Origin of the sequence: Nocardiopsis sp. NPDC058631 (genome assembly GCF_042716955.1) — a bacterium.
In the GTDB taxonomy this organism is placed as follows: Bacteria; Actinomycetota; Actinomycetes; order Streptosporangiales; family Streptosporangiaceae; genus Nocardiopsis.
Window position 1 is genome coordinate 1 of the sequence record NZ_JBHXQY010000050.1, and the last position, 15,217, is coordinate 15,217.

General features: G+C 72.9%; 14 protein-coding genes. 10 read left to right on the plus strand and 4 right to left on the minus strand.

Annotated features, from left to right (window positions below):
- Positions 1-40: 40 nt before the first annotated feature.
- From ACFWTE_RS17455 to ACFWTE_RS17465, 3 genes are all read left to right on the plus strand, one after another.
- Entirely contained in the window at positions 41-706 is a 666-nt protein-coding gene (locus ACFWTE_RS17455) for a DUF4126 domain-containing protein (RefSeq protein ID WP_378780554.1), read from the plus strand.
- A gap of 53 nt (positions 707-759) precedes the next feature.
- Positions 760-1,434: an HAD family hydrolase gene (locus tag ACFWTE_RS17460; RefSeq protein ID WP_378780505.1), complete on the plus strand. Its 675-nt coding sequence runs from the start codon at positions 760-762 to the stop codon at positions 1,432-1,434.
- 252 nt (positions 1,435-1,686) lie between these two features.
- Positions 1,687-3,681 (plus strand): acetoacetate--CoA ligase, encoded by a 1,995-nt coding sequence (locus tag ACFWTE_RS17465; protein WP_378780506.1) that lies wholly within the window; start codon positions 1,687-1,689, stop codon positions 3,679-3,681.
- A gap of 118 nt (positions 3,682-3,799) precedes the next feature.
- Here the strand turns inward: ACFWTE_RS17465 and ACFWTE_RS17470 are convergent, their stop codons facing one another.
- Entirely contained in the window at positions 3,800-4,729 is a 930-nt protein-coding gene (locus ACFWTE_RS17470) for an alpha/beta fold hydrolase (protein ID WP_378780508.1), read from the minus strand.
- A gap of 148 nt (positions 4,730-4,877) precedes the next feature.
- Between ACFWTE_RS17470 and ACFWTE_RS17475 the strand changes: the two genes are divergently transcribed.
- Both ACFWTE_RS17475 and ACFWTE_RS17480 read left to right on the plus strand, forming a co-directional pair.
- Positions 4,878-5,195: an ArsR/SmtB family transcription factor gene (locus tag ACFWTE_RS17475; protein WP_378780510.1), complete on the plus strand. Its 318-nt coding sequence runs from the start codon at positions 4,878-4,880 to the stop codon at positions 5,193-5,195.
- A gap of 91 nt (positions 5,196-5,286) precedes the next feature.
- Complete coding sequence (locus ACFWTE_RS17480) at positions 5,287-6,558, plus strand: heparan-alpha-glucosaminide N-acetyltransferase domain-containing protein (RefSeq protein WP_378780512.1); 1,272 nt, start codon at positions 5,287-5,289, stop codon at positions 6,556-6,558.
- A 27-nt stretch (positions 6,559-6,585) separates the two neighbouring features.
- Here the strand turns inward: ACFWTE_RS17480 and ACFWTE_RS17485 are convergent, their stop codons facing one another.
- Both ACFWTE_RS17485 and ACFWTE_RS17490 read right to left on the minus strand, forming a co-directional pair.
- Complete coding sequence (locus tag ACFWTE_RS17485) at positions 6,586-7,275, minus strand: hypothetical protein (protein WP_378780513.1); 690 nt, start codon at positions 7,273-7,275, stop codon at positions 6,586-6,588.
- Positions 7,276-7,309: 34 nt separating this feature from the next.
- Entirely contained in the window at positions 7,310-7,960 is a 651-nt protein-coding gene (locus ACFWTE_RS17490; RefSeq protein ID WP_378780514.1) for a GNAT family N-acetyltransferase, read from the minus strand.
- 417 nt (positions 7,961-8,377) lie between these two features.
- On the opposite strand from ACFWTE_RS17490, the gene deoC reads away from it, so the two are divergent.
- The 5 genes from deoC to ACFWTE_RS17515 all read left to right on the plus strand — a co-directional run bounded on the left by deoC (position 8,378) and on the right by ACFWTE_RS17515 (position 14,342).
- Entirely contained in the window at positions 8,378-9,325 is a 948-nt protein-coding gene (gene deoC / locus ACFWTE_RS17495) for a deoxyribose-phosphate aldolase (protein WP_378780515.1), read from the plus strand.
- A 4-nt stretch (positions 9,326-9,329) separates the two neighbouring features.
- Positions 9,330-10,760, plus strand: coding sequence for an aldehyde dehydrogenase family protein (locus ACFWTE_RS17500; RefSeq protein WP_378780516.1), 1,431 nt, complete (start codon positions 9,330-9,332; stop codon positions 10,758-10,760).
- A complete protein-coding gene (locus ACFWTE_RS17505; protein ID WP_378780517.1) occupies positions 10,753-11,721 on the plus strand; it encodes an aldehyde dehydrogenase family protein in 969 nt (322 codons plus the stop codon). The genes ACFWTE_RS17500 and ACFWTE_RS17505 overlap by 8 nt, the downstream gene beginning before the upstream one ends.
- A gap of 130 nt (positions 11,722-11,851) precedes the next feature.
- Complete coding sequence (locus tag ACFWTE_RS17510) at positions 11,852-12,649, plus strand: purine-nucleoside phosphorylase (protein WP_378780518.1); 798 nt, start codon at positions 11,852-11,854, stop codon at positions 12,647-12,649.
- A gap of 13 nt (positions 12,650-12,662) precedes the next feature.
- Positions 12,663-14,342, plus strand: a complete 1,680-nt coding sequence (locus tag ACFWTE_RS17515; RefSeq protein ID WP_378780519.1) for a phospho-sugar mutase — start codon at positions 12,663-12,665, stop codon at positions 14,340-14,342.
- A gap of 6 nt (positions 14,343-14,348) precedes the next feature.
- On the opposite strand, the gene ACFWTE_RS17520 is transcribed toward ACFWTE_RS17515, so the two are convergent.
- Entirely contained in the window at positions 14,349-14,840 is a 492-nt protein-coding gene (locus ACFWTE_RS17520) for an Lrp/AsnC family transcriptional regulator (RefSeq protein ID WP_378780520.1), read from the minus strand.
- Between the last annotated feature and the right edge of the window lie 377 nt (positions 14,841-15,217).

Sequence of the window (15,217 nt, forward strand, 5' to 3'; positions counted from 1 at the left end):
CGCACGGCCCCCGCCCCGTCTGGAGCACAGAAAGAAGAGCATGTTCGCCACACTCACCGGGTTGGGCCTGGCCTCGGCAGCGGGTCTCAACGCCTACATCCCCCTCCTCGCGGTCGGCCTGCTCGCCCGCTTCACCGACCTCGTCCCGCTCGGCGACGCCTGGCTGTGGATCGAGCACCCCGTCACCCTCGTGACCCTCGCGGTGCTGCTGGTCGTCGAGTTCGCCGCCGACAAGTTCCCCGCCGTCGACAGCGTCAACGACGTCATCCAGACCGTGGTGCGGCCCACCTCCGGGGGCATCGTCTTCGGTGCGGGCGCCTCGACCGTCGAGCTGTCCGAGATCACCGGTGCCGCGTCCGGGGCCGTGGCGGGGGACGGGACAGGGATCTCCTGGGTACCGGTGATCGCGGGCGTGGTGGTCGCCCTGCTCTTCCACGTCGCCAAGGCCATGACGCGAGTGGTGACCAACGGTGTGTCGCTCGGCTGCTCGGCGCCGCTCGTCTCCCTGGCCGAGGACTTCGTCAGCCTGGTCACCTCGCTGCTCGCGATCCTGGTGCCCCTGCTCATCCTCATCCTGTTCCCCGTGATGGTCGTCGGCGGTGTGCTGCTGGTCCGCCGGGTCCGCCGGGCCCGGGCCGAGCGGCACGCCGCACGGAACCAGGGCGCCCCCGACCAGGGTGTCCCCGACCACGGGCACCCGGGCTGAGGTGGCCGAAAACGCATTTTCGAACCGGGGCAAGGGGCCGTAAAGTGCTGCCAATGACTGAGACGACCTTTGACCGAACCGGTATCACCCACATCGTCTGGGACTGGAACGGCACCCTCCTGGACGACAACCACGCCAACCTCGCGGCGGTGAACGCCGTCTGTGCGCAGTTCGGCCGCGAGCCCGTGGAGATGGACTACTGGCGTTCCGTCTTCCGGCGGCCCCTCATCCCCTGCTACGAGGAACTCCTCGGACGCCCCTTCGCCGACGGCGAGTGGGAGCACGCGGAACGGCTCTACGACAGCAGCTACCTGGAGTACCTGCACACCTGTGAGCTGAGCACCGGCGTCCCCGACGTGCTGCACGACTGGGCCGGCGGCGGTGGCACCCAGTCCCTGCTCTCCATGGCCTCGCACGAACACCTCGTGCCCCTGATCACCGAGCGCGGGCTCACCTCCCACTTCACGCGGGTCGACGGCCGCCAGTTCGCCACCGAGCACGACTCCAAGGCCGAGCACCTGGTGAGGCACCTCGACGCCCAGGGCATCGACCCGTCCCGGGTCGTGCTGATCGGCGACATCGACGACGACGCGCGCGCCGCCCGCGAGGCCGGGGCCAGTTCCATCCTGGTCACCAGCGGTCTGATGGCCCGCGAACGCCTGGAGGCCACCGGGTCGCCCGTCTTCGACTCCCCGGTGGCCGCCGTCGCCGCCCTGCGCGCAGCCTGATCCCCCCACGGACACGGACATCCGGTCACCGGATCCCACGGGAGCGCCCCGGCTGTCAGGGGGCGGTCCCCACCCCGCCGGTCCCGGTCCGGCGCGGGGTGCGCACACGCGCAGCCGCGGTGCCGGTGACCTGCACGCACAGCACGCGCCCCGGTTCTCCCTATCGAGAGGCCGGGGCGTCGCGGTCGCCACGGGGTGTTGTTAGATGGGTCTCACAGCAACACACAGCCACACGATGGGGAAGGCGGGCCAATGACGGAGAGCAGTGTGCCCCGTGTGCTCTGGGAGCCCGACGAGACGAAGATCGAAGCCTCGAACATCGTCGCGTTCGCCCGGTGGGCCGCGGAGAACAAGGGGGTCCGGGCGTTCGGCGCGGAGGAGGGCACCCCGTCCGCGTCGTTCGACTACGACTCCCTCTGGCGCTGGTCGGTCACCGACGTCGACGGCTTCTGGGAAGCGGTCTGGGAGTACTACGGCGTCCGGTCCGCGACCCCCTACGGGCAGGTGCTGGCCGAACGCGCCATGCCCGGGGCGTCCTGGTTCCCGGGGGCGACCCTCAACTACGCCCGGCACGTCTTCGAGGGCCGCGACGACGCGCGCGTCGCCATCCGGCACGCCACCGAGCTGCGCGAGCTCGGAGAGTGGACCTGGGGCGAACTGCGGCGGCGCACCGCCGCCATCGCCGCCGGGCTGCGCGAACGGGGAGTGGGGCCCGGCGACCGCGTCGTCGCCTACCTGCCCAACCTCCCCGAGACGGTCGCCGCGTTCTACGCCGTCGCCTCGCTGGGCGCCGTGTGGTCCTCCTGCTCACCGGACTTCGGGGTGCGCAGCGTCATCGACCGCTTCGCGCAGATCGAGCCGAAGGTCCTCCTCGCCGTCGACGGCTACCGCTACGGGGGCAAGGACTTCGACCGCCGCCCCGTCGTCGGCGAACTGCGCGCCGCACTGCCCACCGTCGAGCACACGGTCCTCCTCGACCACCTCGCCCCCGGCGTCCCCCTGGAGGGCACCCTGTCCTGGGAGGAGCTGGAGGAGTCCGGCGCCGGGGCCGAACTGGAGTTCACCCCCGTCCCCTTCGACCACCCCCTGTGGGTGCTCTACTCCTCCGGGACCACGGGGCTGCCCAAGGCCATCGTCCACGGGCACGGCGGCATCCTCCTGGAGCAGCTCAAGAACCTCCACCTGCACCTGGACGCCCATGAGGACGACCGGGTCTTCTGGTTCACCACCACCGGCTGGATGATGTGGAACTTCCTGGTCAGCGTCCTGCTGACCCCGGCGTCCATCGTCCTGTACGACGGAAGCCCGGCGGCCCCCGACATGGGCGCGCTCTGGGACCTGGCCGCCGACGCCGGGGTGACCGTGTTCGGCACCAGCGCCGGCTTCCTGGCCTCCTCCATGAAGGAGGGCGTCCACCCCCGTGAGGGGCGCGACCTCTCCCGCCTCAAGGCCATCGGCTCCACCGGCTCCCCGCTCAGCCCCGAGGCGTTCGCCTGGACCTACGAGGAGTTCGGCGGCGACCTCTGGCTGTTCTCCACCTCGGGCGGCACCGACGTGTGCAGCTGCCTGGTCGGCGGGACGCCCACCCTGCCGGTCTACGAGGGCGAGATCCAGTCCCGCGCGCTCGGCATGGCCGTCGCCTCCTGGGACCCCGACGGCAAGGAGCTCACGGGTGAGGTCGGCGAGCTCGTGGTCACACAGCCGGCACCGTCCATGCCCGTCTTCTTCTGGGGCGACGAGGACGGAGAACGCCTCCGTGACAGCTACTTCTCCGTCTATCCGGGAATCTGGCGGCACGGCGACTGGATCGAGATCACCGACCGCGGCACCGCGATCATCTACGGCCGCTCCGACTCCACCATCAACCGCGGTGGCGTCCGCATGGGCACCAGCGAGATCTACCGGGCCGTCCTCTCCCTCGACGACGTCGTGGACGCTCTCGTCGTGGACGTGCCCCAGGAGGACGGTTCCTCCAGGATCGAGCTGTTCACCGTCCTGCGCGAGGGCGCCGACCTGGAGGGCGGCCTCCCCGGGGAGATCGCCCGGCGCATCCGCTCCGACTGCTCGCCCCGCCACGTGCCGGACCGCGTGCGCGCCATCGCCGCCGTGCCCCGGACCCTGTCCGGGAAGGTCCTGGAGGTCCCGGTCAAGCGCATCCTCATGGGTGAGGACCCCGAGAAGGTCGCGAGCCGCGACTCCCTGGCCAACCCTGAGGCGCTGGACTACTTCAGCGGCCTGAAGGGCTGACCCGGGCGCCGCGAGGACGGGGAGGGCCGGGGCGGAAGGGGCGGAGGCGGGGAGGATCCCGCCCACCCGCCGCCCCGGCCCCTTCCCCGTGCGGGCCCGGGGCCGGGTCCGGGCGGCGTCAGGACAGGAAGGCCTCCAGCGCGTCGGCCACCGCCTCCGGCTGCTCCTCGGGGAGGTAGTGGCCGCAGTCGGCGATCTCCACCACCCGGACGTCGGTGCCCTTGGAGGGCATCAGCTCCTTCAGGAACGCGTGGTTGCTCCCGTCGCCGCCCAGGGCGAGGAGGGGCACCTCCACTCTGCCGTAGGTCCGCTCGTCCGCGATGTCGGTGTTGAACGCCTGGTACCACCCGTTTCCCGCGCGGACGGCGTCCGCGCTGGAGTACGCGCGTGCGTACACCCGTCGGGAGTGTTCGCCGATCGAGGCGGGGTCCTCGGCCATGTAGTCGAAGAGCCAGTCGCCCAGCAGGGAGAACCGGCCCTCCAGCAACGCCTCCGGTAGGCCCCGGACCTGGTTGAAGGCGAACCACCACAGGTAGGGCCCGGCCGGGTTCCCGTGGCCCGGGTCGACGTGCTGGTCCGGTCCGGGCAGGAGGCCGAAGGCGGACCAGTTCTCGTCGGGGTGGGGGACGTCCAGGAGGCAGACCCGGCTGGTCGACTCCGGGAAGAGGGCGGCGTGGGCGTAGGCGACCATGGCGCCGATGTCGTGGCCCGCGACGCCGAAGCGGGTCAGTCCCAGGTGTTCGGCGAGCGCGTGGACGTCGTGCGCCATGGTCCTCTTGTCGTAGCCCCCGTCGGGTTTGGACGAGGAGCCCATGCCGCGCAGGTCCACGGCGATCACCCGGCGGCGGCGCGCCAGCGCGGGCATCACCTTGTGCCACTGCCACCAGGTCTGCGGCCAGCCGCCCAGCAGGAACAGGGGTTCGCCGTCCCCGCCGCCGCCGCAGACGTAGTGCAGTCGGACGCCGTTGACGTCGGCGTGGTGGCTGGAGAAGCCGCCGTCGAGCGAGTGTGCGAGAGCGGTGTCGCTCAGGGGGTCGACCGTGGTCATGTGTGGGGGTCCTCTGTCCGGGGATGGTGATCGTCCGTTTGTACGGAAGAGTCGTACAGTCGAATAGTACGGGATAATCGTACGGTTGGGCCGCGGTTGTCGGGAATCCTGCGCCGGGATCCGTACGGGAACCCCGTACAGTGGTGGCATGGCAGGACTCCACCACCCCGACGCCGCCGAGATCGCCCTCGTCGACGTGCTCGCAGCCCTGGGCCACCCCGTCCGGATGGAGGTCGCCCGCACGCTGGCCGACGGCGAGGAGCGGTTCTGCGGCGAGGTCGTCCCCGACATCCCGAAGTCGAGCATGACCCACCACTGGCGGGTGCTCCGGGAGAGCGGGGTCATCCGCCAGCGCCCCGACGGGCGCAAGCTCTACCTCGCGCTGCGCCGCGCGGACATCGACGCGCGCTTCCCCGGTCTGCTCGACATCCTCCTCGCCGCGTCCCCCTCCCCGGCACCGCGCTGACCGGACACGGGCCCCGGGTGGCCGTCTGTGGCCACGCGGTGGCGCCCCGGCGCATTGTTGCCCGGGACGCAACGGGCATAGCCTGACGGATGTGGCACAGAACCAGTCTGACGACACCTCCACGGCCCCCGTAGGCACGCCGTCCCCCAAGGGGCGGATCGACGGCATCGACGCGGCCCGCGCCCTCGCCGTCTTCGGGATGTTCGTCGTCCACCTCGGGGTGGAATCGATGGGTTTCCTCTCACCCGAGAACTACGCGTGGGACCTGCACGGCATCGTCCGGGGCAACTCCTCCGCGCTCTTCGCCCTCCTGGCCGGGGTCTCCCTGGCGATGATGACCGGCCGCACCGCGCCCGCCGGCGGGGAACCGCTGCTCCGGGCGGTGACGCGCATCCTCACCCGGGCCGTGCTCATCGGGCTCCTCGGCGCGGTGCTCGACATCATGGCGGTGCCGATCGCGATCATCCTCACCTACTACGCCGGGTTCTTCCTCCTGGCGCTGCCGGTGGTGAAGCTGCGTTCGGGGGCCCTGTGGGCCGTGGCGGGCGGGCTGGCCGTGGTCGGACCGTTCCTGTCGTTCGCGCTGCGCGAGGCCTTCTTCGCATCCGAGCTCAGGAGCGGGGCGGTACCGACCCTCACGGAGTTCTTCCTGACCGGCTACTACCCGGCGGTCACCTTCATGGTCTACGTGTTCGCGGGCATGGCGCTCGGACGCCTCGACCTCACCTCCACCGCCGTCCGGCTGCGCCTGGCCGTCACCGGTGTGGCGCTGTCCGTGTTCGCCTACGGGGGGTCGTGGCTGCTGCTCGGACCCCTGGGCGGCCTGGACAGGCTCGTCGCGGTCAGCGGACCCGGGCTGACCGGGCTCTCGCCCGGGGCCGCCGCCGACCCGGCGGTGGCCGAACAGGTGCGGTACGCGGTCACCGACCACGCGGAGTCGATCTCCGGTCAGGTCCCCACCGACTCCTGGTGGTGGCTGGCGGTCAACACACCGCACACAGGCACCACCTTCGAGATGGCCGAGGCCGTCGGCCAGGGGCTCATCATCCTCGTGGCCTGCATGTTCCTGTGCGACCGGTTCCGGATCGCCATGTACCCGCTGACCTCGGTCGGACGGATGCCGCTGACCGTCTACAGCGGGCACATCCTGGTCCTGGCGGTGGTCATCGGGGTCCTGGGCTCCGCATGGGCCACCCCGTGGCTGCTGGAGTGGTTCGTCCTCGGGGCCCTCGTGTTCGCGACCCTGTGGAGGCTCCTCGTCGGCAGGGGCCCGGCCGAACTCCTCCTCGGCGAGGCGGCCGACGGTGTCGTCTCCCTCGTCGACGAGCGCAGGTCGGCCGCCGGAGGCCGCCCCGGCCGGTGAGGCCGGCGCACGCGCGGCGGGCCCCTCCTACCGGAGGCCGTCCCGGCGGGTGATGTGGGCGGACGTGCGGTCGCGGTGGGCGAGGGAGTCGCTGCTGGTGCGCGAGTTCTGCCGGATGAGCCGCCTGGCGTCGTCCGCCGCGGACCGCGCCACCGAGGGGCTCGCCACGGGCCGCTGCGACACCTCGGCGTCCTCGGGGAGGCCGATGTCCATCGGCAGCCCCGCGCGGCTGATGACCCGCAGCTGCGCGCCCTCCTGCGACTGCGAGGGGCGGATGTCCCCGTCGGGGGTGCGCCACGCCCTCATGCGCTCGCTCAGCCAGCCGGTGCCCTGGCGGTCGGGGCCCTGGGGCCACGCCGACCCGTCGGGGCGGTGGGCCAGGGCGTGCAGCACGTCGGCGATGGTCCACCCGGCGGAGAAGAAGCGCGCGGTCTCTTCCCGCAGGAAGCGGAAGTCCACCCGGCGCAGGGACGGGTCCTCCCGGCGCAGGGTCTCGCAGGCGTCGTGCACGTCCCGGGGCGTGTGCCGGGGGCGGTGCATTGGGTCGGCCTCGGGTTTGCGCAGCAGCGCGTCGTCGACCGTCACGATCACCTCGCCCCGGCGGTTGTCCCAGATGCTCACGTCGTCGCGGGCCCACCTCTGGGACTCGACGAGGGCCGACGCCATCCTGCGCAGGTCGACGCGGTCGTCGTCAGTGCTGATCCGGAACTCCGCCATGGGACAAGCGTACGCCGACCCCCGCGGTCCGCGGTCAGGGCCCGCCACCGGTCGAGAGCGGCCGGGTCATCACCAGCTGGATGCCGTCGGGCCCGGTGAAGAGGCGGTGCCCCGTGAACGAGAAACCGGCGGCGCCGTACACCCGCGCCGCCCGGTGGTTGGCCTCGTCGACGCACAGCACCAGCTCGGAGGCGCCGGGGGAGACCTCGGCGGCGAGCCCGTCCAGGAGCGGGGCCGAGCACGAGGCCCGCCCCACCCCCCTGCCCTGCCAGTCCGGGGCGACGTAGAAGGCGCGCAGGAGCACGGCGTGCGCCGGGTCCGGCACCAGGTCCCGGGTGTGCACCGCCCGGTCCAGGACGCCGAACCCCGCGCAGGCGGCCCGTGCCGCGCCCGCGTCCGCCACCGGGCGCCGGTCCGCCACGATCGCGAAGGGGGTGCGTGCCGGGTCGGCGTCGGCGAGGGGGAGGGTGGCCACGGGCGCGCGGACGTACCCGCGCTGCCCGGGCAGCGGGCGGTGACCCAGCACGGCCTGTCTGAGCAGGACGGACTCCGCGGTGTCCCGGTCCAGGCGCACCAGGCGCAGATCCGGGGGGCCGTCCCCCCGGCCGCCGTGCGCGCCCGACGGGTCGGCGGTGCCCGTGCCCGTGCGGGGGCCGGTCCGCCCCGGCGTGTTCGCTGGTGCCACCGCTCGCTCCTGTCGACTCTGCCGGGCCCGTCGCCGGAGCCCGGCGGGGACCCGGTCCGGGCAAGTCTCGCATTCCGCCCCGAGGGCCCGGCGGAGCACCCCGGTCTGGACCGCGCGTGTCCCCCTGTCGCGGGAGGGCCCGGTCCGAGCCTCCGTTTCCAGGGATTTTTCCGGCCCGGTTGGAGGAAAGCACCATGGCGCCCCCCGTCCCAGGTTGGAGGCTTCTCCAACCTTCGGCGGCGCGGTCCGGGCGGGTACTGACGGCCGCTCCGCCCGGGGTTAGGGTGACTGCCTGACGGCCCGGCACCGGGGACGACCCCCTGCCGGCGCCTGGGGACCGGTCCTCGCGCACCGTTCCCCGCACCGTTTCCGCCGGCCACGGCGGACGGACCGGCCAGCAACCCGAACGAGCTGTAGGTGCCCGTGCCCCACACCGCATTCGCGCCCGAGGCGACGACCAACCGCGCACTCCGGACGTTCCTGCACGGACTCCCCGGCGTGGACGAGGTCGGCGCGCGCGCCCGCGCCCAGGACCTGGCGACCCGGTCCGTCAAGACCACCGCCAAGGCCCGCGCCATCGACCTGGCCATCAGCATGGTCGACCTGACCACCCTGGAGGGCGCCGACACCGTCGGCAAGGTGAGGGCGCTGTGCGCCAAGGCCGCCAACCCCGACCCCGCCGACCGCACCGTGCCCCGCGTGGGCGCCGTGTGCGTCTACCCGGACATGGTCGCCACCGCCGTCGAGGCGCTGCGCGGCACCGGGATCGGGGTGGCGTCGGTGGCCACCGCCTTCCCGTCCGGCCGGGCGCCCATGGAGGTCAAGCTCGCCGACACCCGCCGCGCGGTCGCCGACGGCGCGAGCGAGATCGACATGGTCATCGACCGCGGCGCGTTCCTGTCCGGCGACTACCTCAAGGTCTTCGAGGAGATCACCGCCGTCAAGGAGGCCTGCGGGGCCGCGCACCTCAAGGTCATCCTGGAGACCGGGGAACTCGTCACCTACGACAACGTCCGACGCGCCTCCCACCTGGCGATCCGGGCCGGAGGGGACTTCATCAAGACCTCCACCGGCAAGGTGTCCCCGGCCGCGACACCGCCGGTCACCCTGGTCATGCTGGAGGCCGTCCGCGACCACCACGCGGCCACCGGACGGCACGTCGGCGTCAAACCCGCCGGGGGCATCCGCACCACCAAGGACGCCATCCGCAACCTGGTGATGGTCAACGAGGTCGCCGGCCCCGACTGGCTCACCCCCGACCTGTTCCGGATCGGCGCCTCCAGCCTCCTCAACGACCTGCTCATGCAGCGCACCAGGCTGACCACGGGCACCTACCCGGGCCCCGACTACTACACGCTGGACTAGAGCCGTGATCTTCGAGTACGCGCCCGCACCGGAGTCCCGCTCCGTCGTCGCCCTGCGCGAGACCTACGACCTGTTCGTCGACGGCGGGTTCGCCCCGGCCGAGGGAGGGGAGTACCTCACCACCCTCAACCCCGCCGACGAGACCGAGCTCGCCCGGGTCGCCGTCGCCGGGCCCGCCGACGTCGACCGCGCCGTCGCCGCCGCCCGCCGTGCCCAGGAGACCGTGTGGGGCCGGATGACCGGTGCCGAGCGCGGCAAGTACCTGTTCCGCATCGCCCGCATCATCCAGGAGCGCTCGCGCGAACTGGCCGTGCTGGAGTCGCTGGACAACGGCAAGCCCATCAAGGAGACCCGCGACGTCGACCTGCCGCTGGTCGCCGCGCACTTCTTCTACTACGCCGGGTGGGCCGACAAGCTCGCGCACGCCGGGCTCGGCCCGGACCCGAAACCGCTCGGGGTCGCCGCCCAGGTCATCCCGTGGAACTTCCCGCTGCTCATGCTCGCGTGGAAGATCGCCCCCGCCCTGGCCACCGGCAACACCGTGGTCCTCAAGCCCGCGGAGACCACCCCGCTGACCGCCCTGTTCTTCGCGCAGATCTGCCAGGAGGCCGACCTGCCCCCGGGCGTGGTCAACATCCTGACCGGCGCGGGCGAGACCGGGCGCACCCTCGTCGAGCACCCGGGCACGGACAAGGTGGCCTTCACCGGCTCCACCGGGGTCGGCCGCCAGATCGCCCGCTCCGTCGCCGGCACGGGCAAGCGCCTCACCCTCGAACTGGGCGGCAAGGGCGCCAACATCGTCTACGACGACGCCGCGATCGACCAGGCCGTCGAGGGCGTCGTCTCGGGCATCTTCTTCAACCAGGGCCACGTGTGCTGCGCCGGGTCCCGGCTGCTGGTCCAGGAGTCGATCGCCGAGGAGTTCCTCCCGCTGCTCAAAGCGCGGATCTCCCGGCTGCGCCTGGGCGACCCCCTGGACAAGAACACCGACATCGGGGCGATCAACTCCGCCGCCCAGCTGGAGCGCATCCGCGAGCTCACCGACACCGGCGAGGCCGAGGGCGTCGAGCGCTGGTCGCCCGCCTGCGACCTGCCGCAGACCGGCTACTGGTTCGCGCCCACGGTCCTGACCGGCGTCAGCCAGGCCCACAGGGTGGCCCGGGAGGAGATCTTCGGGCCGGTCCTGTCCGTCCTGACCTTCCGCACGCCCGAGGAGGCGGTCGAGAAGGCCAACAACACCCCCTACGGCCTCTCCGCGGGGGTGTGGACCGAGAAGGGTTCGCGCATGCTGTGGACCGCCGAGCGCCTGCGCGCGGGCGTGATCTGGTCCAACACGTTCAACAAGTTCGACCCGACCAGCCCCTTCGGCGGCTACAAGGAGTCGGGATACGGCCGCGAGGGCGGACGGCACGGATTGGAGGCCTACCTTGGCTGAGCGGCGAAGCACCGGGAAGGCCGGCAGGGGCGCGGCGGGGGACAGGGGTAGGGCCGGCGAAGCGAAGTCCGCCGCACCCCCGGTCCCCGCGCGCCTGGCGGTCCGCAAGACCTACAAGCTCTACGTGGGCGGGGCCTTCCCCCGCTCGGAGTCGGGCAGGAGCTACCCCGTGACCTCCGCGAACGGCGAACACCTGGCCAACGCCTCCCTCGCCTCGCGCAAGGACGCGCGCGACGCCGTCACCGCCGCCCGCAAGGCCTTCGGCGGCTGGTCCTCGCGCACCGCCTACAACCGGGGCCAGGTCCTGTACCGGGTCGCCGAGGTCCTGGAGGGCCGCCGGGAGCAGTTCGCGGCCCAGGCCGTGGCGGCCCAGGGCCTGTCCCGCCAGGAGGCGGACCGCGTGGTCTCCGCCGCCGTCGACCGGTGGGTGTACTACGCGGGCTGGACCGACAAGGTGGCCCAGGTGCTCGGCGGCGCCAACCCGGTGTCGGGGCCCTTCTACAACCACTCGGCGCCCGAGCCGACCGGTGTGGTGGCGGTGTTCGCACCCCAGGACGCGCCGCTGCTGGGGCTGACCTCCGTGGTCGCGCCGGTCATCGCCACGGGCAACACCGCGGTGGTGCTCACCTCCGAGGCCGCGCCCCTGGCGGCGGTCGACCTGGCCGAGGTGCTCGCCACCTCCGACCTGCCCGGCGGCGTCGTCAACCTGCTGACCGGCCGGGTGGGCGAGATCGGCCCGCACCTGGCCTCCCACGCCGACGTCAACGCCCTGGACCTGGCCGGGACCGGGGAGCTCGCGGTCGAGTTCGAGCGGGCCGCGGCGACCACCCTCACCCGGGTGCTGCGCCCCGGGCCCACCGCCGGAGCAGGAGAGGACGCCTGGCTCGACCCCGACCCGGGAACCTCGCGCATGACACCCTTCCTGGAGACCAAGACGGTGTGGCACCCCGTCGGGGTGTAGGAACCCGAGGACCGGCGGCCCCGCAGCGGGGCCGCCGGCCCGCGCCGTGCCCGACGACGGACGGGCCCTCCCGCGCAGAACCGCCCCGCCCCGCGCCGACGGCGCGGCACGAACGAACGGAGAACACCCAGTGACTCGCACACCCCGGGCCGCGGCCGAGGACGCCGCAGCGGAACTGCGCTCGCGCACCGGCGTCGACGCCTACGACGTCGCCCTGGTCATGGGATCGGGGTGGGCGCCCGCCGCCGACCTCCTCGGGGACTCCCGGCACGAGCTGGCCGCCTCCGACCTTCCCGGTTTCCTGCCCCCGGGGGTGGAGGGGCACAGCGGCACGATCCGCAGCATCGGCGACGGCGACCGCAACGTGCTCGCCTTCCTGGGCCGCACCCACCTGTACGAGGGCCACGGCACCGCGGCGGTGGTGCACGGCGTGCGCACGGCCGTGGCCGCAGGGGCCCGGACGATCGTCCTGACCAACGCCGCGGGCGGCATCAACCCCGCCTACGCGGTGGGTTCCCCGGTGCTGATCGCCGACCACCTCAACATGACCGCGAAGTCGCCGCTCACCGGCGCGACCTTCGTGGACCTCACCGAGACCTACACCCCGGCCCTGCGGGAACTGGCCCGGGAGGTCGCCCCGGACCTGCCCGAGGGCGTGTACGCGGCCATGCCCGGCCCGCACTTCGAGACCCCCGCCGAGATCCGCATGCTCCGCGCCATGGGCGCCGACCTGGTCGGCATGTCCACCGTCCTGGAGGCCATCGCCGCACGCGAGGCGGGCGCCCGGGTCCTGGGCCTGTCGCTCGTCACCAACATCGCGGCCGGGCTGGAGGGCGCCAACCTCGACCACGAGGACGTGCTCGCCACCGGCAGGGACGCCGCGGGGACCGTCGGCCGCCTGCTCGCCGACATCGTCGCCAAGCTCTGAGGGAACGGGACCGATGACCGCCGACACCGCAGCCCTCGCCCGTAAGTGGCTCGCCCAGGACCCCGACCCCGCCACCCGCGAGGAGCTGGAGGGGCTGCTGGAGCGCGCCGACAGGGGTGAGGCCGCCGCCCTGGCCGATCTCGCCGACCGCTTCGGCTCGCGCCTGGAGTTCGGCACCGCGGGGCTGCGCGGCGCCCTGGGCGCCGGTCCCAACCGGATGAACCGGGTGGTGGTGATGCGGGCGGCGGCCGGGATCGCCGCCTGGCTGCGCGGCCGTGGCGGAGGCGGTGCGCACGTGGTCGTCGGCTACGACGCCCGGCACCGGTCGGCGGACTTCGCCCGCGACAGCGCCGCCGTGCTCACCGGCGCCGGACACCGGGTGTCCCTGATGCCCGCCCCCCTGCCCACCCCCGTGCTGGCGTTCGCCGTCCGCGACCTCGGCGCGGACGCCGGGATCATGGTGACCGCCAGCCACAACCCGCCGCAGGACAACGGATACAAGGTGTACGTCGGCGGCACGGGTGAGGACGCGGGCGCCCAGATCGTCTCACCGGTGGACGCCGAGATCTCCGCCGCCATCGACGCCGTGGGCCCGGTCGGTGCCCTTCCCCTGGGCGGGGGGTGGGCGGTGCTGGGGGAGGAGGTCGTGGACCGCTACCTCACGGCGGTCACCGCGCTCGTCCCCCGGCGCGGTCGCGGGCTGGCCACCACCTACACGGCCATGCACGGGGTGGGCGGCAGGGTGCTCGTGGCCGCGATGGAGCGGGCCGGGTTCGCGCGCCCCTCCGTGGTCGCCGCCCAGTTCGACCCGGACCCCGACTTCCCGACCGTGGAGTTCCCCAACCCCGAGGAACCCGGCGCGATGGACCTGGCCACGGCGGCCGGTGCCGCCGACGGTGCGGACCTGGTGATCGCCAACGACCCCGACGCGGACCGGCTGGCGCTCGCCGTCCCCGGGCACGGCCTGCTCACCGGCAACGAGGTCGGCGGACTGCTCGCCGAGTACGTACTGGACCACACCACCGGGCCGGACCGCGTGGTGGCCACCTCGATCGTCTCCTCCAGCCTGCTGGGCAAGATCGCCGCGGACCGGGGCGTGCACTACGAGGAGACCCTCACCGGCTTCAAGTGGCTGGCCCGCGCAGGGGGGCCCGGACAGCGCCGGGTCTTCTCGTTCGAGGAGGCCCTCGGCTACTGCGTGGGCGGGGACGGGGGGCGCCCGGTCGCCGACAAGGACGGGGTGAGCGCGGCCCTGGTGGCCGCGGCGCTCGCGGACGACGCCAAGGCGCGGGGCAGGACCCTGGTCGACCTGCTCGACGACCAGGCCCGCAGGTACGGACTGCACCTGAGCGACCAGCTCTCGGTGCGGGTGGACGACCTGTCGGTGATCTCCGCGGCGATGCGGCGGTTGCGCGCCGAACCGCCCGCCGCGTTCGGCCCCCTCGGGGTGGCGGGGGTCGACGACTTCGCCGGCGGACACGCGGGACTGCCGCCGACGGACGCCCTGCGCTTCCGGTTGGAGGGCGGGGCGTGGGGACGTGTGACGTTGCGGCCCTCGGGAACCGAGCCCAAGCTGAAGGCGTACGCCGAGGTGGTGCTGGAGGTGGACGGCGACGTGGCGGCCATCCGCGCGCGCGGCTCGGAACTGCTCTCCGAGCTGATGGCCTCGGTCGCCGAGGTGGTCAGGGGATGAGCGGCCTCACTCGCTGTCGGAGGGTTCCACGACCGGCCGGTGTACGACCTCGTCGATGACGGTGAGCGTCTGGGTGGACGTCACACCGGGAAGCGACTGCAGACGGGTCAGGATGAGGTCGCGCAGCTGGTTGGTGTTGGCCACGCGGACGAGGAGGACGATGTCCGCCGAACCCACCACGTACCAGCAGTACTCGATCTCCGGGTACGAGGACAGGATCTCCCGGTTGGCCCGCCAGTCCGGCTGACTGCCCGAGATGAGGACGAGCGCGGTGACGCCGAGCCCCATCTTGGAGTGGTCGGTCACCACGGAGTACCCGCGGATGACGCCCTCGTCGGTGAGCCGCTTGATGCGGTTGTAGGCCGTGGCCCGGGAGACGTTGGCCAGTGCGGCGATCTCGGTGATACCGGTTCGCGCGTCCTTGGCGAGGGCGCTCAGGATCGTCTGGTCGGTCGTGTCCGGCCGCCGGCCGTTCCTACGCTGGTCGCCCATGGCCATGTGGGTCTCCTCGTGTGCTCTTGTTCTCAGGATGGAGCCCCTGCCGTCATTGTCGACCGGGGCTAACGAATTACCAGGTAAACGCTGTTTCCGTCCATCGGAGTCTCAGTCGGCGAGACGGGGTACCGGATGGGTGCACGACCGGTCACCTGGAGGTGGCGTACCGGGAGCGGGGAGCGTGTGGGGGAACCGTCTCGGGAGATCCGGCGGGCGGGGGTGGGTGTCGGGGGAATCCGACTGTACCCATGGTTGACGCGGTCGGTGGGTGAAGGGTTTCCCTGACTGGCGGGTAACCGCACCGAAGCGTCCGGGGCGTGGGGGCTTCTCGGCCGGTGGCCGATTTCGGCCTCGTGTGTCGTGTCGTGGGGGCGGATCCC